Here is a 20,156-nt window from a genome sequence, read left to right as displayed (position 1 = left end):
GCTTTGTTAAACCAATTATTGTCCAACGCGAGTTTGGCCAAAACGACTGGCAAAATAAATACAAGAGCGAGCGTGATAATCAGGCGTTTGTTATTCGTCTTGTTCATGGGATCCCTTCTTAAGTCCGGAGCGCAAACGTGCGCGAAGTGCAAAAAAATATACAAAAAATGCAGCGATACCTAAACCCAACCATTGCACCGCATAGGCATAATGCTTCTCTGGGGGCATTACCACTGGTTGCCAGTCGCGTATAAATTGCTCATTGCTTTGCGTGAGTGTAATCACAAACGGCAATACTTCAGCATGTAGCACCTGTTCAATAAATTGAATATCTATTTGCTGTATGACCTTGGGCCATAACGCATCATGTGTAGCGGTTTCTGTGACCATGGGGTTGTCACTGGGCAACACAATGCGCCCTTGCGCATCGTTCAGTCTATCTGGCAGTGACACTTCAGGTAGATCATCGCGCATTTGTTTACCTGCTACCCAGCCGAAGTTAACCAGTACATTATGAGTATCACTTTGTGCGATTACATAGACGTCAAATCCTGGGCGCCCCTGTTTGATTCGGTTATCCAATAAAAAAACGTGCTGTGGATTTATCGAACCAGAGAACGAAATCGGTAAATCCTGTATATCTTGATTGCGCGTCAATAGGGTTTCAAGGGAATATGACGCACTATTTGATGCTGAATCAATGCTTTGCATACGCTGTGCTTTGTCTAAACCTCGTTGTAATTGCCAGTTTGCAAGCGCAAACATGATGACAACAGCGCACAAAGTCACTAGTGTAGAAATTAAAGGTAATCGCTTAATGACCCTAAGCATGCTCATCAACAATAAAAAAAACAGCGAGAGGGAAAACCAAAGTGCTAATAAAGATAATCATCGGAATACTACTTATCGTTATGATTTATAACTTGTTTAAAGCTATGACTGTGATGCTTAAAGACGAACCGAAACAAGCAAATATGAGTAAATATATTGGCAGGCGAGTTTTAACGTCAGTGGCGATTGTGTTAGTCATCCTTATTGCTATGGCCACTGGGCTTATTGAGCCGAATCCTCGTCCTTATTAAAAATCTCAAACCCTCTCCACGGCCCTACTGTTAAGGCCTGTGGAGAGGTAACGCAATTACAATATATACACAAAGAAAAACAACATTACCCAAACCACATCAACAAAGTGCCAATACCAGCTGCCCGCCTGAAAGGCGAAGTGGTCATCAGGGGTAAAATGCCCTTTAAAGATTCTTAGCAACATGATGAACAAGATAATGGCGCCTAAGGTCACATGTAAACCATGAAACCCAGTGAGTAGAAAGAAGGTATTGCCGTAAATACCAGATTGCAACGTTAAGCCCATTTCTTGATAAGCGTGCAGATACTCTTCAACCTGTAGGACCATAAATATTGCTCCAAGCAATACAGTAATCCCGAGCATCAGCTTTAAACGACCGCGCTTGTTCTCTTCAAGCGCCACATGTGCAAAATGGCAAGTGACTGAAGAGATTAACAAAATCACCGTATTAATAAGCGGCAAGCCATACCAACCCATGGCTTCAGTTTGTACTCCACCTGGGGTTTCAACGAGTGGCCATATCGCTTCGAAGGCGGGCCATAACACCTCGTTTGTTGCTGCGTTATTACCTGAACCACCTAACCAAGGAATTGCGATCATCCGCGCGTAAAATAGCGCCCCAAAGAATGCACCGAAAAACATGACTTCAGAAAAGATAAACCAAGCCATTCCCTGACGATATGAACGCCCTAATTGGGCACTGTACAACCCACTCATAGACTCATGAATTTGGTTTCTAAACCAACCAAACAACATAAAAATGAGCGTAGCAAAACCGGCAACTAAAATATGGCCACCATAACCTGACGTGTTTCTAGTTTGCTCTATTACAAAGTTCCCAGCACCGACGGCAATCAAAAATAACGCGACTGCGCCAACGATAGGCCAAGGACTGCTATCGGGTACGTAATACTTTTCATATTCTGGCTGAGCCATTATTCGTTCTCCTATTCACCACGATTCATTACAAGATCACCTGCCGTCGCGGTGACGTCGTATAAGGTGTATTGCAATGCGAAATAGCTAATGTCGTCAGGTAATTGTGGGTCCACATAGAACCGCATCGGCATAACCGCCGATTCACCTGCTTGCAAAACCTGTTGTTCAAAACAAAAACATTCTGTTTTGTTTAGAAATAACGCTGCTGTACCGGGTGAAACCGAAGGCACAGCTTGACCAACAACAGAGTGTGTCGTCGGGTTATTGACCGTAAAATTGATTTCATTCATCTGCCCTGGATGAACTTTGACTTGACGTTTTTCCGCTTCAAACTTCCACGCCATTCCGGTATTTGTACGGGTGATGAAGTCAATCGTTATGGTGCGAGACTCATCTACCTCCATGACTTCATATACAGCGGCAGAATTCGCTGTCTTACCATTAAGCCCGGTAAGGTCGCAAAAAACATCATACAAAGGCACTAGCGCAAAACCGAAACCGAACATCCCCAATACCACAGCCAATAGCTTTACAACCATTTTGCCGTGATTGGTCTGCGTTTTCTGCTTGCTGGCGCCAGTGGCTTCTGGCGGTTGCTCTGGCTTTTTATTCATAAGGAATGCCAAAACATTCCGGAGTAGGATTGCTCAAGTCCCTGCTGCGTCATACCGGCAATATACATTTCGTTGTGTAACGCGAATCGGTCAGCCGCACTGAATGGAATATACCCATCGCTTTGTAAGCTGTTACAAAAACCAAATGCCATAAAGCCTAGCGTTAGGGCCAATGAGCGTTTTACTAAACATGTTTTCGAGTGTTTGGCTTTACCTAGCAACATAATGTGCTCCTAAACCGCCTACTTAATAACAGGCGGTGTTTCGAACGTATGATATGGAGCAGGTGAAGGGATTTCCCACTCTAGGCCTTCAGCTCCTTCCCACACTTGGTCACTCACGGGCTCACCTTTTTTACTGCAAGCCTTAATAAGAAGTGCCAAGAAAATTAACTGAGATAAACCGAACGCGAATCCGCCGAGGCTTATCCATTTATTAAAGTCTGCGAACTGCAGTGCATAATCAGGAATGCGTCGTGGCATACCGGCTAATCCCACAAAGTGCATAGGGAAGAACAACACGTTTACCGAAACCAAAGAGCACCAGAAATGCCATTTGGCCAACGTGATATCAAACATTTTCCCAGTCCATTTAGGTAACCAGTAATACACAGCTGCCATAATTGAGAAAATAGCACCCGTTACTAACACGTAGTGAAAGTGGGCTACCACGAAATAGGTATCGTGATATTGAAAGTCCACCGGGGTAATAGCCAGCATCAAACCTGACAATCCACCGATCGTAAACAGCACAATAAACGCCAACGCAAACAGCATGGGCACTTCGAAGCTTAGAGAACCTCGCCACATCGTTGCGACCCAGTTAAATACTTTTACTCCAGTAGGCACCGAGATCAGCATAGTTGCCAACATAAAGAACATCTCGGCAAATACCGGCATTCCCGTGGTAAACATATGGTGAGCCCAAACGATAAAGGACAATAACGCGATTGATGCGGTTGCATACACCATTGAGGCATAGCCGAATAACCGTTTACGAGCGAAGGTCGGTACAATTTGGGAAATGATCCCAAAAGCCGGCAGTATCATGATGTATACCTCCGGATGTCCGAAAAACCAGAAGATATGTTGGAACATAACCGGATCACCGCCACCAGCGGCATCAAAGAAGCTCGTACCGAAGAACTTATCGGTGAGTACCATAGTTACAGCGCCAGCTAGGACCGGCATGACCGCTATCAGCAGGAATGCCGTTATCAGCCAGGTCCACACAAAGAGTGGCATTTTCATCCAAGTCATACCTGGGGCGCGCATATTGAAAATAGTCACGATCACGTTGATCGCGCCCATGATCGAAGAGATCCCCATGATATGCACCGAGAATACAAACAACGCAGTGCTATCGCCGCTATAGGTAGTGGACAAAGGGGCATAGAAAGTCCAACCAAATGCAGGACCGCCACCTTCCATGAACAATGATGATAGTAGGATCAAGAAAGCAAAAGGTAAGATCCAAAAGCTCCAATTATTCATACGTGGCAATGCCATATCTGGCGCGCCGATCATCATAGGTACGAGCCAATTAGCAAGCCCTGTAAAGGCTGGCATAACAGCACCAAATACCATTATCAGGCCGTGTACTGTGGTCATTTGGTTAAAGAAGTTAGGATCGACAATTTGTAATCCAGGCTGAAATAGCTCTGCGCGGATAACCATCGCCATGGCGCCACCGGTTAAGAACATAATAAAAGCGAACCACAGGTAAAGAGTACCTATGTCTTTATGATTGGTGGTGTACAACCAGCGCTTAATACCTGAAGGAGGCGCATGATGTTCGTGATGATCGTCGTCGTGATGAATCGTGTCAGTTACTGTGCTCATGATCGTCTCCCTATTGGCCGTTTAAAGCAGCATTGATATCTTTTGCTTGTACTAAATCACCGGTATCGTTACCCCAAGCATTTCGCTCATAGGTGATAACCGCAGCAAGTTCAGACATGGTCAACTGCTTAGCGAAGGCGGCCATAGCCGTACCGGTTTTGCCATTGAGCACGATATCAATATGCGTAGCCATATCATTCAGCGCTATATCACTGCCTTTCAAAGCAGGAAATACCCCCGGCAGCCCTTCACCATTAGGCATATGACAAGCCGCACAGGCGGATGTATATATTTTCTGACCATTACTCATAAGCTCTTCTTTACTCATGTTCATGGCGAGTAATCTTTGCTCTTCTGCTTTGGCTTTTTCTTGAATTGCTTGGCGCTCGCCTATCCATTTATCATATTCAGCGGGCTCTTTAGCGATAACGACCACTGGCATAAAGCCATGATCTTTACCGCATAACTCAGCGCATTGCCCACGATAAATACCAGGCTCATTGACCTGAGCCCACGCATCGTTAATAAAACCAGGATTGGCGTCTTGTTTAACGGCAAAATCAGGAACCCACCAAGAATGGATCACATCATCAGAGGTTATTAGGAAGCGAACACGCTTGTCAGTAGGTATAACAAGCGGCTGATCCACTTCGAGAAGATAATTCACACCCTTTTCTAACTTGCCTGATATTTCGTCCGGCTGTGTGGCGAGACGGGAGAAAAACTCCACATCGTTATCCATGTATTTATAGTGCCATTTCCATTGAGATCCGGTCACCAACACTGTCACGTCAGGCTCACTGGCGTCTTCCATGGCGATAAGCGTTTTAGCCGCAGGAATAGCCATTACAATCAGAATAATAAAGGGAACAACCGTCCAAGCAATTTCTACTTTCACACTCTCGTGGAAGTTCGCAGGCTTTGCACCTCTAGACTTACGATGAAATAGAATCGAATAAAACATCGCGCCGAATACACCGACAGCAATAACGACACAGATAATAAACATCAGCATATGCAAGTCATAGACCTCTGCACTGATGTCGGTGACACCTCTGCGCATATTTAGCTGGTATTGATCTAAGTCGGATACAGACTCTGCGAAAGTGGTTCCGCTTTGAAACACTCCTAGCATTGCCATCACACTTAACGAAATCTTCTTCACTCGGCCCCCTGCTTGTCAAACGCTTGAAATAGTGGCGCTAGCCAACAAACTTTACGTCTTATTTTATTATTGTAAGGTTTTGTACAAGACGATTTTGTTACTGACTTGTTAACCCTATAACAAGCATTACCCAAAACAGGGGGAGTAGTCCAGTTATTTTGTTTATTTTATATCCAATCGAACAAAATTCAATCAGCCGATCAGTGTGTTACGTTTACATTTCGCTAACAAACGTGATTTTTAGATGGGTTTTAAAAGCGGGTTTTAGAAAAAATAAAAAGTTCGCAAGTTGCGATAAAATGACGAATTCTAGTGTCACTACAGAAGTCGAAAAAGGGAGAAAAAGGAGAGAAGTCTCTCCCTTATGTGTGAGGTTTTAAACTGTTACATCCAATCAGCATTGCGAATAACACCTACAGCAATACCTTCAATGTTGAAAGGCTGTGTGGCTAAATCCACTTTAATCGGCTGAAAGTCATCGTTTTCGGCGTGCAGTACTACCTGACGTCCTTTACGTTCAAGACGTTTAACGGTCACATCTTCGTCCACGCGAGCAACCACAACCTGACCATTGTGCACATCCGTTGTTTTATGCACAGCCAGTAGGTCGCCGTCCAAAATACCGATATCTTTCATACTCATACCACTGACTCGCAATAAAAAGTCAGCGCTGGGCTTAAACAGACTTGGGTCAACTTTATAGTGCATTTCAACGTGCTCTTGGGCCAGAATAGGCTCACCAGCGGCTACGCGGCCAATAAGGGGTAACCCTTGATCTTCTAACTGATCTTCTAACGGCTCTGTTAACCTTATACCTCTAGACGTACCGGGCAATATCTCAATCGCCCCTTTTCGTGCCAAAGCTTTAAGGTGTTCTTCAGCCGCATTAGCTGATTTAAAACCAAGATGTTTAGCAATCTCGGCCCGCGTTGGCGGCATGCCGGTATCCAGCATTGTGGTTTTAATCAGTTGTAGAACTTCTTCTTGTCTGGGAGTTAGTGGACGCATACACAGCCTGTTGTTTCATACAGTTTAACTGTGAGTATATACAGTCGTTACTAAATCTCAAATTTTTATTATTTATGACGTAACAAAGGCAGGTTGCACAATTGGTGTGTTTTTCCACTTACCAACTTTTCTTGGTAGCGCGAACGTGCGTATAAATGGGCCAAACAAAAAAGCTGCTCCTCAATAAACCAACCGGTTAAATAATTGCACCAAAAATATCGTATAGCCCTTCAGTGGCGCTCATGCAGAGAGAATTAAGGGTAAGTCATCAGACCTATAAACCGCTTACGCAGGGTGGAAAACACGGAGAACGTGGTATCCTATTGGCGTCTTTCACTACCTAGGTATCTCTCTTATGGCATGGCTGCATAAACTGCTGCTAACAATTATATCTGTCCCGCTAAAATGGCTTGTTAAGGTCAATAGCATCCCCACGGATATAGCGACCGAACTTGGAATTGACACCACAAAGCCCATTATTTATTTATTGCGTACCCATTCGGTTACTGACCAATTTGCCTTAAAAAGGTCGACGAATGCCCTTGGCTTACCTAAACCTTCAGAAGCCATAGAGGTAGGGGGAAAGGAATTACCTGCTTGCTTGTTTTTACAGCAGCCGCGCTCGGTTCTGACCAGAAAGGTCAAAATTACCAACATTGCAGATGACGTCACCAAACTCTTTCATATCCATAGAGAAAACCCGGAACTAGACCTACAAATTGTGCCTGTTTCTATTTTTTGGGGCAGGGCGCCGGGTCGCAAATTTTCGGGCTGGTCAGACATTATTGCCAATCAAGTTTCTCCAAGTTGGCTACGTAAGTTTTTCATTGTGTTATTTTTAGGACGCGATAATTTCGTTTGCTACAGTAAAGCCGTATCCTCCCGTACCATGGCAGATTTAAAGGGCAGCGATGAAGAGATCGCCCATAAGCTGATCCGCTTAGCGGGTACCCACTTTCATCGTCGACGCCAAAACCTTATCGGCCCAACCTTATTAGAAAGACAAGAACTATATAATGCAGTGCTAGGGGCAGATTCAGTGCGCCAAGCGATAAGCGACGAAGCGCTCAGTAAAAAGCAGTCAAACCATCAAATACAAGCCAAAGCGAAAAAATATGTGGATGAAATCGCGGCTGACTACCGTGAAGGCTTGGTGCGAATTGGCGACCGCTTATTGACCAAAATCTGGAACAAGGTCTACAACGGCATTGAAGTAAAACACGCGGATAAAGTTCGCGCTTTGGCACAAAATGGCCACGAAATCATCTACGTACCTTGTCATCGCAGCCACATGGATTACCTATTGTTAACCTATGTTATCTATCATGAAGGCTTAGTTACTCCGCATATCGCCGCTGGCATCAACCTCAATTTCTGGCCAATCGGTGGCATATTACGCAAATGCGGGGCGTTCTTTTTACGCCGTAGTTTTGCCGGTAATAAACTGTACACCGCCGTATTCAGAGAATACTTAGAACTGCTGTTCAATAAGGGTTATTCGGTAAAATACTACCCTGAGGGCGGCCGCAGTCGCACAGGTCGTTTGCTTCCCCCTAAGACCGGTATGCTGGCCATGACGCTGCAAGGGCTGATTAAAGGGATTAACCGCCCCGTGAGTATCGTGCCAGTGTATATCGGCTACGAGCATGTAATGGAGGTATCTAGTTATTTAAAAGAGCTCAAAGGCACAGATAAAAAGAAAGAGTCATTTTTTCAGGTGTTTTCTGCGGTACGTAAGCTTAAAAACTATGGAAACGGCTTTTTAAATTTTGGTGATCCAATTAATTTAAGTAATTTTTTAGACCAAGAAGTACCTGATTGGCGAGAATCGCAGAATCTAGAAACGGACAAAAAGCCACGGTGGTTGACCCCGGCGGTCAATACATTGGCGAATGATGTAATGGGGCGTATCAACCAGGCTGCTGCAGTCAGTGGTATGTCACTTTGTGCCATGTGTTTACTCTCAGCGAAAAAGCATGCCATGGCGCAAGATGAGCTCGAACGCGCAATAGATGACTATTTAGCCTTACTAAAAGATGCGCCTTACAGTGATTTGTCGAGCATTCCACAAGCCGATGGCAAAGCCCTTGTAGAGAGCACATTAAAACTGAATAAGCTCGAAGTGTCGCAAGATAGCTTTGGTACAATTATTTCGTTAAAACGTAAGAACGCGGTAGCGCTAACCTATTATCGCAATAATATTCTGCACTTATTTGCCTTACCTGGCTTGGTCGGCGCTATTGTTTTTGCTCACAAAGGCTTGGCAAAAACGCAAGTGATTTCACTAGTGGGTCAGCTTTACCCCTTGCTACAGCGTGAGCTATTTATTTATATGAGCCAAGAGCAAGCAATGCAATACACCGACCGCCTATTAAGCACCATGTTGGACATGGGCTTATTGCGCCACGAAGGTGAAACCCTATGCCCACCTGCAGCCACCAGCAAAGCGTTTTATTCTTTCTGGTTACTCAATCGCAGTATTCAAGAAACATTACAGCGCTACGCTGCGGTACTGACCATCCTGAAAAAAGAGAAAACCATTGGCCGTGGCCGTTTAGAAAAGCAAAGCCGTGAGTTCGCAGAACGCTTAGCAGCATTACATGGTATTAATTCACCAGAGTTTTTCGATAAGAATGTGCTGTCCACTTTCATTCACGCGCTGAAAGACAATGCGCTTATTAATGCATCTAGCGAGGGGCAGTTGGAACATTCAGATACTAGCGAAGCGCTGCTTGCCACAGTTGAAGAGCTCATTTCACCAGAAATAGCACAACGACTTCAGCAAATATAATACTATTCCATGTTAACAAGGGGAGCTTATTAACCTGGAGTGGTACAACACGTTGTTCGTGAAAGTCGAATACTAAAGAGAAGCGTTGGGTAAATAGCCCAACGCTTTTTTATTACCCACTAATTAGTTAAAGATGCCATTCACATCAGACAAGAAAAACTTATAGGCAGGATTTTCCGTTTCTTCCGCGTATTGATAGCCCAATTGCTTTAAATGCGCTTCAAAATCAGCGCGTTCCGTATCAGGAAAATCAAAACCAGCGAGCACTAAGCCTTCTGCAGCACCGTGGTTGCGATAATGGAACAATGTGATGTTCCAACGCTCACCTAAGGTTTTTAAGAACGTCATAAGTGCCCCAGGTTGTTCGGGGAACTCAAACGAGAATAAATGCTCATTAAGTAAAGCAGGAGGTCGCCCTCCAACCATATAACGAACATGCAGCTTGGCCATTTCATTGTCTGACATGTCCAAACAGGGATAGTTGCTGGCACTGAGGGTTCGCATTAACTCTGCAAACTCTTCTTGGCCTCGGCGCAATTTTACCCCGACAAAAATATGGGCTTCTTTATCACTGGCAAAGCGATAATTAAACTCAGTGATAATTTTGCCGCCTAGCAGTTCGCAAAAGTGTTTAAACGCGCCTTTTTTCTCAGGAATTTTTACCGCAAAAACAGCTTCTTTTTGCTCACCTAATTCGCAGCGCTCAGACACATAACGCAGGGTATGAAAATTGATGTTAGCGCCACATAGCACACCACCAAACACTTTTCCTGTCACCTCGTTTTGCTTGGCGTATTTGCGCATAGCCGCTACTGATAATGCTCCAGCTGGCTCAGCAATGACCCGAGTATCATCGAAAATATCTTTAATGGCTGTGCACAGTTCATCGTTATTGACGGTAATCACTTCATCTACGTATTGCTGACACAAGCGAAATGTTTCAGTCCCGATGGTTTTCACAGCCACACCATCGGCAAAGATACCCACAAACGGCAGAGGGGTTGGCTCACCGGCTTTTAAGGCTGCTTGTAAACAGGCTGACTCGCTCGACTCCACGGCCACAATCTTAATGCTCGGTTTAAGCTGCTTTAAATAAACACTCATACCAGCGGCTAAACCACCGCCGCCCACAGCGATAAACACCACATCTAAGTTGGGGTTTTGCTCAAGCATTTCTTTGGCAATGGTGCCTTGGCCGGCAATCACATCAGGATCGTCAAATGGTGGGATCATGGTATAGCCGTGCAGCGCCGCTAGTCGTTTAGACTCCTGGCTTGCTTGGTCAAAACTAGTCCCATGCAGTACAACATTGACATTGTTACCACCAAAATTACGCACTGCCTCCACTTTAATATCCGGTGTGGTTTCAGGCATCACAATCGTAGCCTGAATATTCTTGCGAGAAGCACAATACGCTATCCCTTGGGCATGGTTCCCCGCTGAAGCCGTAATAATACCGGCTTCAAGAGATGCATCATCAAGGTGGCTAATTTTGTTGTAGGCACCGCGCAGCTTAAAAGATTTAACGGGTTGTTGGTCTTCTCGCTTAAGCCACACATCGTTGCCTAAAACAGCAGAGAATTTGTTTAAATGCACAAACTCACTGTTTACCGCCACGTCATAGACGGGCGACATTAATACTTTCTTTAAATACTCTTGGGCACTGGTGGTCATTAGTCTTCCAATTTACTGGCGTCGCGCACGCCGCCTTTATCTGCACTTGTAGCTAAAAGAGCATACGCTTTTAACGCCAATGACACCTTACGCTCACGAGTAGCGGGCTTCCAAGGATTTGCGCTTTGCTCCATTTTTTCACGTCTAGCTTGAAGCTCTTCATCACTGATATCTACGCCAATTTTGCGCTGTGGAATATCAATCGTCATGCTATCGCCTTCTTCAACCAAGCCGATACCACCACCACTAGCAGCTTCTGGTGAACAGTGACCAATAGATAAACCTGAGGTGCCACCAGAGAAACGACCGTCTGTGATCAAGGCACATTTCTTACCTAGACCTTTGGCTTTCAAGTACGTTGTTGGGTAAAGCATTTCTTGCATTCCCGGGCCACCTTTAGGGCCTTCGTAACGAATAACCACTATGTCACCCGCTACCACTTCGTCAGCTAAAATCGCTTTAACAGCATCGTCTTGGCTTTCGTAAATACGTGCGCGCCCAGTGAATACGTGAATCGATTCATCCACACCGGCAGTTTTTACAATACAGCCATCTTGTGCAATGTTACCGAACAACACAGCCAAACCACCTTCTTCACTGAAGGCATTAGCACGGCTACGAATACAACCATTTTCACGATCTGTATCGGCAGTAGGGTAACGACAGTCTTGGCTAAACGCCTTAGTTGTACGGATACCCGCTGGGCCTGCACGGAAAAACTCGAGGGCATGGGCATTTTCAGGTTGCGTAATATCCCACTCACTAATGACTTCGCCGATGGTTTTACCTAAAACATGGGGCGTATCACCATGTAACAAGCCAGCTCGATTCAACTCAGCTAAAATACCCAGCACGCCACCAGCTCGGTGCACATCTTCCATGTGATACTGAGGGGTAGACGGTGCAACTTTACACAAATGCGGTACTTTGCGTGATAAGCGGTCTATATCATCTAGGGTAAAAGGTACTTCCCCTTCAACCGCAGCAGCCAACAAATGCAAAATAGTGTTGGTTGAGCCGCCCATCGCAATATCAAGGCTCATAGCATTCTCAAATGCCTTAAAGTTGGCGATGTTGCGCGGTAAAACCGATTCATCATCTTGTTGATAATAACGACGGCACAATTCAACTATCTGGGTACCTGCTTGCTTGAACAATCCTTCACGATCCGCGTGGGTAGCCAACATTGAACCATTACCAGGTAGCGACAGCCCAAGCGCTTCTGTTAAGCAGTTCATAGAGTTTGCGGTAAACATACCTGAACACGAACCACATGTTGGGCAAGCTGAGCGTTCAATTTCGCCACTTTGTTCGTCGTTCACATTGTCATCAACGCCGGCGACCATGGCATCAACCAAATCTAATTTAATAATTTGATCTGAAAGCTTGGTTTTGCCTGCTTCCATTGGGCCGCCAGAAACAAAAATGACTGGAATATTCAAGCGCATAGACGCCATTAACATCCCTGGGGTGATTTTGTCGCAGTTAGAGATACACACGATGGCATCTGCACAGTGAGCATTCACCATGTATTCAACCGAGTCTGCAATGATTTCCCGCGAAGGCAAGCTATACAGCATACCGCTGTGACCCATAGCAATACCGTCATCGACGGCAATCGTATTGAACTCTTTTGCTACGCCACCGGCAGCTTCAATGCTCCGTGCTACTAATTGCCCCATGTCTTTCAAATGAACGTGACCCGGTACAAACTGAGTAAATGAATTAGATACAGCAATTATTGGCTTACCAAAATCACCATCTTTCATACCAGTCGCACGCCAGAGCGCGCGGGCACCAGCCATATTTCTACCTTGGGTTGTCGTTGCTGAGCGTAACTTGGGCATTGTCTCTTCTCTCTAACTTAAATAATGTAAAAAATCCGTCGAGGTCGCATTTAAATAGGAATGCGCGAAAAACCTCTACCGGCCGTCGAAATAGCTGTTTCAGAAAATTTTATGCCAAAAGCAAAAAACCCCCCGAACTTACGTGCGGGGGGTTAAAAATGTCTGACGTTAATTCAGATCTATCCCCGCAGAGAACACGTCTCCACTACTGTCACCAAAATAATTACTTTGCTGCACGAGTCGGAATAGAACATTAGATTAATTTCTAACTTAATTTGGGTGTATCGTCACTGCCTATATTGGTAACACGAACCCCTGCAAGGGATCAAGCAATGCTATATGCTTTTTTTGCGTCGTTTATATACAAACCCAGAGTTTGGCTATTTAGAATTTATCATTTAACGGTATCATTCAGCCTCAAATAGCAGTGAGAAGATTTATGAGTACCTGGTTACATTGGATTGATTTAATGGGCGTAGCAGTGTTTGCTGTTTCAGGCACCTTGATGGCCTATAAAAAGCATATGGATGGCTTTGGCGTGGTTGTTTTAGCTTCAGTGACCGCCATTGGCGGCGGCACGCTGCGTGACATCATCTTAGATCTTCCCGTATTTTGGGTGCAAGATCATAGCTTCTTCTTTGCCATACTCGGCGCGGCATTTTGCACCATTATTTGGCTGCGCATCAGCCATCGCTTTCCCCTTCGCTACCTGCAGGTCGCTGACGCCATTGGTTTAGCCTTTTTTAACGTCATGGGTTTACAAAAAGCGCTAGGCTATGGTGCATCCCCCTTTATCGCGATAGCCCTTGGCACTATGACAGGGGTTTTTGGCGGTCTTATTCGTGACGTTATTTGCCGTGAAATTCCTCTGGTACTGAAGGGCGAGCTGTATGCCACCGCCTGTATTATTGGTGGAGCCTGTTATATAGCTGCATTTTATTTGGGGCTATCAACTTATAGCTGCATGATCATTGGTTTTGTAATTACCCTAGCAACTCGTTTGGCTGCGATGAAATGGCATTGGCACCTACCTGTTTTTAACCCAGAACACATGGATTGAGTTCGCTAACTGCTTGAATAAGGATGCTAATTGGCGCTAACCCGTGCGCTTGACTAGCCTTATGACATTCTAGTTTGACGCGCAAAAGGCTTTGCCTATGTCATTAGCGGTAGTGTTATCACGAGCCAGTGTCGGTATTGATGCCCCACTTATCACAGTAGAAGTACACCTCGCCAACGGGCTTCCTTGCTTCAACTTGGTTGGCTTACCCGAAGCGTCAGTACGTGAAGCCAAAGACCGTGTGCGCAGTGCCTTAATAAACTCAGGCTTTGAGTTTCCCGCGCGGCGTATCACGGTCAATCTCGCGCCTGCTGATTTGCCTAAAGAAGGAGGGCGGTTCGATCTGGCCATCGCAATTGGTATTATTGCCGCCAGTGGTCAGCTTAAGGGGATAGATTTAGACAGAATAGAGCTAGTGGGAGAACTGGCGCTATCAGGTGAAATTCGCCCCATAAAGGGTGCACTGCCTTTTGCTTACGCTTGCTCCAAAGAAGGGCGTACAGCCATATTGCCGGTTGAAAATGCTAATGAAGCGGCCCTGATAAAATGCGCAAAAATCGTCCCAGCTTCTCAATTACTCGATGTATTTCACCATTTAGGTAAGCAAAACACCTTACCGTTATTTACCTCCGAAAATATCTCTCAAGAAGCCGAATATGAAGTTGATTTGCAAGACGTAGTCGGGCAAAGCTCAGCCAAGCGAGCATTAGAAATTGCCGCAGTAGGGGGGCACAATTTGCTGTTCACTGGCCCCCCGGGCACGGGTAAAACCATGCTAGCCAGTCGCTTGATCACCATTTTACCGCCCATGACAGATGAAGAAGCTCTCGCCAGCGCCGCCATTCACTCCATAGTAGGTAAACCGGTTAATCCACAAACGTGGAAACAACGTGCCTTTCGTCACCCTCACCATACTAGCTCGGCGGTTGCATTAGTCGGTGGCGGCAGTGTTCCTAGGCCGGGGGAAATATCCCTCGCTCACCACGGGGTGCTATTTCTAGATGAATTACCAGAGTTTGACCGTAAGGTGCTTGACGTATTACGTGAACCGCTAGAATCAGGGTCTGTGTCGATTTCACGTGCCGCAAGGCAAGCGCTATTTCCCGCGCAATTTCAATTAGTCGCAGCCATGAACCCAAGCCCAACGGGCAGCTTGAACGACGGGCGATGCACTTCAGACCAAATACTGCGCTATCTCAACCGTATTTCGGGACCATTTTTAGACCGGATTGATTTGCAAGTAGATGTTCCTAAACTCAACGGCAATGAATTCTCAGAGCAAGTGAAAACGCGAGGAAGTAGCAGTAAAGACATCAGAGAACGAGTGGTGTTTGCACGTGATATCGCCCTAAAACGCAACAACAAACCCAACACTATGCTCGGCAGTAAAGAGGTGCAGGAGTACTGTCAACTTTCGAGTGAAGACCAACGTTTTCTGCAAAGTGCGGTGGAAAAACTCGGCTTATCTCTGCGCACCTATCATAGAGTGCTAAAGGTATCTCGGACCATAGCAGATCTTGCTAACCAACCCCAAATCACCCGCCAGCACTTGGCTGAAGCCCTTAACTATCGAGCATTTGACCGTATGTTGGCGCAACTTGCTTACAATTAATCTTGGGATTAAAAGCGCTTGCTCGTTGAGTTATAAATTTCATTCACGTTATTCTTAGGGGTACGGATCAGCACCCGACGAAACAGCAGCCCCCCAATAACGAACTTGTTTATTGAGCCCAGCCACAGGTTATACCAATCCGCATTAATAAGTGACCGCCTCAGAATGCGTCCAGCGGTTTTTGATTAAGGCGTCGCTATGTAGTAATGGTTGTTCCCTTTCAAATAGTGAGAACGCAGAGCAAAAGCCGCTGGGGCATTCCTTGCAGGCGAGTTTTAAAAGGGCTTACACTGCGTTGCATGACTTCGAAAGAGAACTAGTTTTCTTTTAATAAAGAGCTGTCAGTCATGCGCCTTGTTTAAGCCCTTTTAAACTCTCGCTGAGTCATCACTTATTAACGTGGAATGGTATTAAACATTGCAATCAATTCCTTTTAAAAAATACGCCAGAAGATTCCATTTATGGTTGGGTTTGAGCCTTGGTCTGTTGCTCGTTGTAATCTGCTTATCTGGTGCTGCGCTGGTTTTTTATGTTGAAATCGATACTTGGTTACACCCTGAACTTGAGCGTAAACAAGCCACCACAGATGCGACTTGGGATAACACTCTCGCAACGCTGAATACCGCCTACCCAGATAAAAGTGGCTCTTGGCGAATTGAAGTAAATGATAGCAACAGAGCGGTCTCTGGCCGTTATTACAACCCACCAGAAACACAAAATGAAGGGTTCGCGCCTTTAATGGTATGGGTTACCGATGATGGAAAAACCGTACTGCGCCAAAATTACTGGGGCCATTATTTGGTCACTTGGCTGTACAATTTACATTACACGTTACTGTTTGGTGAAACTGGCACCGTCATCATTGGTTATATGGGTTTGGCGGCCCTCATATTACTGCTTAGCGGCTTGCTGGCTTGGTGGCCCAAACAAGGGCAGTGGGGTAAATCCCTTAAATTTAAAGCTCGAAGCTCTGCTATAGGGCTGCTTTACGATTGGCACAAAGTTCTAGGGTTAATAAGCTTCATTCCACTTTTTGTACTGATAGCGACTGGGGTAATGTTGGCTTTACCAAAAGAAACAAACTCAATCCTAAACCAGTTACTTGAGCCGGTACAATCAGCTAAAAAAATTGTACTTGAACAACCCATTTCAAAGCATAAACACATCAGTATTGAGCAAGCGCTTTTGGCTTCCCGCAGTGCAATAGCTCATCATTTACCTGCGCAGCAAAGCAACCGTAATCAACAGCCCGAACTACGGCTCGCTTGGATCTACACCCCTGATAATACAGATGTGTCTTCGAGATATTTTACCTTTAGATTTCAAACACCTGAAGATCCTTCAACGCGTTTTCCCAACACATTTGTTAAAGTTGATGCGCAAACGGCAGCGGTCATAGACATTTTTTCAACATGGGATCATGGCACTGCGAACATCATTAAAGGCTGGTTACATGCACTGCATGATGGCAGTGCTGGCGGGTTAGTTCTTCGCGTTTTCTGGCTGTTTGTCGGCGCAGCCGTTTTACTATTGTTTTTACTTGGCTTTATACGCTGGCGAATACGTACTAATCGAAAGCCTAATCCCACGAAACCAACACTGATTAACAATTAAATAGTGCTTGAATAGCAGGCTCGCTTTGCCGTTTGCTAATACAACAAAGCCCAATTTGATAGGGCTCAATATCGTCTAGGCGAATGCGGTTTACCCGCTGACTGATGGTTGAATTATCCAATACAATTTCCGGCACTATGCCCAGGCCACAACCGAGCGCCACCATACTTACAATCGCTTCGTTACCTGCTACCGTCGCATACACACGCGGTCGAATACCCTGCTCAGCAAACCAGTGATGAACGATGCGTTTTGATGGGCCAGAATCAGGTAAGATCACTGAATGCTCCCGCCAGTCCACTTGGCTCAAGCGAGTTATTTGGGTTTCTTTAGACGCAATAAGCAGCAGCGGCACCTCACCAAGAGGTAAAAACGTCAAATCAGAGGGGAAGTCAGGCGTATGAATGGCGATGGCTGCATCCACTTCCTGCTTCATCACCTTGCTAGCTGACAGAGCAGGGTCGCCAGTATTCAGTTTAATTTCCACCTGTGGGTATTGATGGCGAAAACTATCCAGTAATTGCGGCAAATGACTTTGACTGGCGGTCACTGAACAAAACAGGCTCAATTCCCCTTGAATTTGCTCATGATCTTGCTGTAACTCCCACTTTACCTTTTTCCATTCAGACAAGGTTTGCTGAGAGAAACGCAATAGCTTTGCCCCAGCAGCCGTGAGTTTAACTTTGCGGTTATCCCGTACGAATAGTGGCGTGCCGCAGTCTTCTTCAAGACGCTGAATAACCCGGCTTAGGGTGGAAGGGCTGACAAATAAGGCTTCAGCGGTTTTGCTGAAGTGTAAACTACTGGCTAAATGTTGAAACAGTTCCAAGCTACGAATATCCACTTTAATCCTCCTACCAAAGCCATGTTGCAAAATATGAAATATTAAATTGCAAATATATCATTTTAATCAACAGAAGAAATACCCTATTCTCTCAATCACACGAGATCGTCACTGACTTGTTGCACTTACTAGGATTTTAAAAATGGCAAATTATTTCAATACATTATCTTTACGTCAGCAACTAGACCAAATTGGTCGTTGCCGATTCATGCAGCGCAGCGAATTTTCAGAAGGCTGTAATTTCCTTAAAGGCAAAAAAATAGTCATCGTAGGTTGTGGCGCTCAAGGCTTAAACCAAGGCCTTAACATGCGAGATTCAGGTTTAGACGTCGCTTATGCACTTCGTCAGGCCGCTATCGATGAAAAACGTGATTCATTCCAACGTGCAAGTGGGAATGGTTTCACTGTAGGCACTTACAAAGAGCTTATTCCTAGTGCTGATTTGGTTTATAACTTAACGCCTGATAAACAACACTCAAGCGTTGTTGAAGCCATTATGCCCCTAATGAAAGAAGGCGCATCACTTGGTTACTCTCACGGTTTTAATATCGTTGAAGAAGGTCAACAAATTCGTTCAGATATCACAGTTGTGATGTGCGCACCTAAGTGCCCTGGTACTGAGGTACGCGAAGAGTATAAGCGTGGATTCGGTGTACCTACATTGATTGCGGTTCACCCTGAGAACGATCCTCAACAGCAAGGTTGGGATATAGCTAAAGCACTAGCAAGTGCAACCGGAGGCGACCGCGCAGGCGTTCTTGAGTCTTCATTTGTAGCAGAAGTGAAATCTGACTTAATGGGCGAACAAACCATTCTTTGTGGTATGCAGCAAGCTGCTGCTGTGCTTGGTTATGAGAAAATGGTTGCTGATGGTATCGACCCAGCTTACGCAGGTGCCTTGATTCAGTTCGGACTAGAAGCTATCACTGAAGCACTTAAAATTGGTGGCGTGACCAATATGATGGACCGCCTATCGAACCCTGCAAAAATCAAAGCATTTGATTTATCTGAGCAGCTTAAAGAGATGCTAAAACCTTTATTTGGCAAACATCAAGACGACATTATCAGCGGTGAGTTTTCTCGCACTATGATGGAAGATTGGGCCAATGGAGATGCTAACTTGTTGAAATGGCGCGAAGAAACCGGCAAAACTGGTTTTGAGAATGCACCAGAGTATAACGGAAAAATTGATGAGCAAGAGTTCTTTGATAACGGCGTTTTCATCGTAGCCATGATCAAAGCAGGTGTTGAATTAGCATTTGACGTTATGGTTGAAGCTGGCATCTTACCTGAGTCTGCTTACTACGAGTCATTGCACGAAACTCCACTTATTTCTAACACTATCGCACGTAAGCGTTTGTATGAAATGAACGTGGTTATCTCTGATACAGCAGAATACGGAAACTACCTATTTGCTAACGCGGCCATTCCATTATTGGCTGATAAATTAATGCCAAGCATAGGCACAGAGTTAATTGGTAAGCCTTTCGCAGCAACAAGCAACAGTGTTGATAATAAAACGCTAGTAGCGGTTAACAAAGCGATTCGTGAGCACGGTGTTGAAAGCGTAGGTGACACATTACGTGGCTACATGACTGACATGAAAGCCATAGTTGAAGCGGTATAACCCTTCATAAACGAATAGTAAATTGAACGATTTCTGTCGTTAGGTGCTGTAAAAAGCCCTCTTTGCCCAGCCAATTTGGCTGGGCTTTTTTATATGCAAAAATATTATTATTCATCTAAATCTATTCAGCTTTGGATTTAAGCCGCACATAATTAGGTAGGAAATAAATAGCGACTGAGGAAAAATCACTAAGGCGCCAATACGATCAAATTGCCCTATTAAATAATGATCTGTTACTTATAAATGACTAATTTAATTACCATTTTATTTTTTTCAAGAAATCGAATTAAACACGTTTTTGGGTCAATTTGTCTCAAACTATGTCCAATGTAAAAGCAAAATTGAATACAATGTAGCCAAATTCATACATAAAAATTTATAAATTTTTCCATATAAATCAACGATCGGCATTAAACCAATGAAAAACAACCACAAT

The 20,156-nt window shown here is 44.9% G+C and carries 16 protein-coding genes; 6 read left to right on the top strand and 10 right to left on the bottom strand.

Going from position 1 to position 20,156, the window contains the following annotated elements; all coding sequences use genetic code 11:
* Positions 1-90 precede the first annotated feature (90 nt).
* Positions 91-765, bottom strand: coding sequence for an SURF1 family protein (locus GCHA_RS08805; protein WP_007987230.1), 675 nt, complete (start codon positions 763-765; stop codon positions 91-93).
* Positions 766-872: 107 nt separating this feature from the next.
* Between GCHA_RS08805 and GCHA_RS08800 the strand changes: the two genes are divergently transcribed.
* The gene (locus tag GCHA_RS08800) at positions 873-1,082 is read left to right on the top strand and encodes a DUF2909 domain-containing protein (RefSeq protein ID WP_013755031.1); all 210 of its coding nucleotides are present in this window, start codon (positions 873-875) and stop codon (positions 1,080-1,082) included.
* Positions 1,083-1,138: 56 nt separating this feature from the next.
* On the opposite strand, the gene GCHA_RS08795 is transcribed toward GCHA_RS08800, so the two are convergent.
* The 6 genes from GCHA_RS08795 to lexA form a co-directional block, all read right to left on the bottom strand.
* Positions 1,139-2,020 carry a cytochrome c oxidase subunit 3 gene (locus GCHA_RS08795; protein WP_007987224.1) on the bottom strand — a complete coding sequence of 294 codons (882 nt, stop codon included), beginning with the start codon at positions 2,018-2,020 and terminating at the stop codon, positions 1,139-1,141.
* An 11-nt stretch (positions 2,021-2,031) separates the two neighbouring features.
* Positions 2,032-2,637 carry a cytochrome c oxidase assembly protein gene (locus tag GCHA_RS08790; RefSeq protein ID WP_007987222.1) on the bottom strand — a complete coding sequence of 202 codons (606 nt, stop codon included), beginning with the start codon at positions 2,635-2,637 and terminating at the stop codon, positions 2,032-2,034.
* On the bottom strand, positions 2,634-2,861 hold the full coding sequence (locus tag GCHA_RS08785; protein WP_007987221.1) for a hypothetical protein: 228 nt from the start codon (positions 2,859-2,861) through the stop codon (positions 2,634-2,636). Before GCHA_RS08785 ends, GCHA_RS08790 begins: the two co-directional genes overlap by 4 nt.
* Positions 2,862-2,879: 18 nt before the next feature.
* Positions 2,880-4,478, bottom strand: coding sequence for a cytochrome c oxidase subunit I (gene ctaD / locus GCHA_RS08780; protein ID WP_007987219.1), 1,599 nt, complete (start codon positions 4,476-4,478; stop codon positions 2,880-2,882).
* A 10-nt stretch (positions 4,479-4,488) separates the two neighbouring features.
* A complete protein-coding gene (gene coxB, locus GCHA_RS08775; RefSeq protein ID WP_437123584.1) occupies positions 4,489-5,613 on the bottom strand; it encodes a cytochrome c oxidase subunit II in 1,125 nt (374 codons plus the stop codon).
* 414 nt (positions 5,614-6,027) lie between these two features.
* Positions 6,028-6,651: a transcriptional repressor LexA gene (gene lexA / locus GCHA_RS08770; protein ID WP_039992271.1), complete on the bottom strand. Its 624-nt coding sequence runs from the start codon at positions 6,649-6,651 to the stop codon at positions 6,028-6,030.
* A 355-nt stretch (positions 6,652-7,006) separates the two neighbouring features.
* Here lexA and plsB point away from each other — a divergent pair, with 355 nt between their 5' ends.
* Complete coding sequence (gene plsB, locus GCHA_RS08765; protein ID WP_007987214.1) at positions 7,007-9,442, top strand: glycerol-3-phosphate 1-O-acyltransferase PlsB; 2,436 nt, start codon at positions 7,007-7,009, stop codon at positions 9,440-9,442.
* A 123-nt stretch (positions 9,443-9,565) separates the two neighbouring features.
* On the opposite strand, the gene ilvA is transcribed toward plsB, so the two are convergent.
* Positions 9,566-11,116 carry a threonine ammonia-lyase, biosynthetic gene (gene ilvA / locus GCHA_RS08760; RefSeq protein ID WP_007987212.1) on the bottom strand — a complete coding sequence of 517 codons (1,551 nt, stop codon included), beginning with the start codon at positions 11,114-11,116 and terminating at the stop codon, positions 9,566-9,568.
* Complete coding sequence (gene ilvD, locus GCHA_RS08755) at positions 11,116-12,963, bottom strand: dihydroxy-acid dehydratase (protein ID WP_007987210.1); 1,848 nt, start codon at positions 12,961-12,963, stop codon at positions 11,116-11,118. Before ilvD ends, ilvA begins: the two co-directional genes overlap by 1 nt.
* Before the next feature lie 439 nt (positions 12,964-13,402).
* On the opposite strand from ilvD, the gene GCHA_RS08750 reads away from it, so the two are divergent.
* From GCHA_RS08750 to GCHA_RS08740, 3 genes are all read left to right on the top strand, one after another.
* On the top strand, positions 13,403-14,023 hold the full coding sequence (locus GCHA_RS08750; protein ID WP_007987208.1) for a trimeric intracellular cation channel family protein: 621 nt from the start codon (positions 13,403-13,405) through the stop codon (positions 14,021-14,023).
* Between the two features lie 97 nt (positions 14,024-14,120).
* Positions 14,121-15,635 carry a YifB family Mg chelatase-like AAA ATPase gene (locus tag GCHA_RS08745; RefSeq protein ID WP_007987206.1) on the top strand — a complete coding sequence of 505 codons (1,515 nt, stop codon included), beginning with the start codon at positions 14,121-14,123 and terminating at the stop codon, positions 15,633-15,635.
* A 417-nt stretch (positions 15,636-16,052) separates the two neighbouring features.
* Positions 16,053-17,249 carry a PepSY-associated TM helix domain-containing protein gene (locus GCHA_RS08740; protein ID WP_007987204.1) on the top strand — a complete coding sequence of 399 codons (1,197 nt, stop codon included), beginning with the start codon at positions 16,053-16,055 and terminating at the stop codon, positions 17,247-17,249.
* On the opposite strand, the gene ilvY is transcribed toward GCHA_RS08740, so the two are convergent.
* Positions 17,239-18,093: an HTH-type transcriptional activator IlvY gene (gene ilvY, locus GCHA_RS08735; RefSeq protein ID WP_007987202.1), complete on the bottom strand. Its 855-nt coding sequence runs from the start codon at positions 18,091-18,093 to the stop codon at positions 17,239-17,241. The two genes, GCHA_RS08740 and ilvY, sit on opposite strands and share 11 nt — an antisense overlap.
* A 142-nt stretch (positions 18,094-18,235) precedes the next feature.
* On the opposite strand from ilvY, the gene ilvC reads away from it, so the two are divergent.
* A complete protein-coding gene (gene ilvC, locus GCHA_RS08730) occupies positions 18,236-19,720 on the top strand; it encodes a ketol-acid reductoisomerase (protein ID WP_007987200.1) in 1,485 nt (494 codons plus the stop codon).
* The last annotated feature ends 436 nt before the right edge of the window (positions 19,721-20,156 follow it).

This window comes from Paraglaciecola chathamensis S18K6, assembly GCA_000314955.1.
Lineage (GTDB): Bacteria > Pseudomonadota > Gammaproteobacteria > Enterobacterales > Alteromonadaceae > Paraglaciecola > Paraglaciecola chathamensis.
The sequence above is the reverse complement of the archived record's forward strand: the minus strand, read 5'-3'. Positions and strand labels throughout refer to the sequence as shown.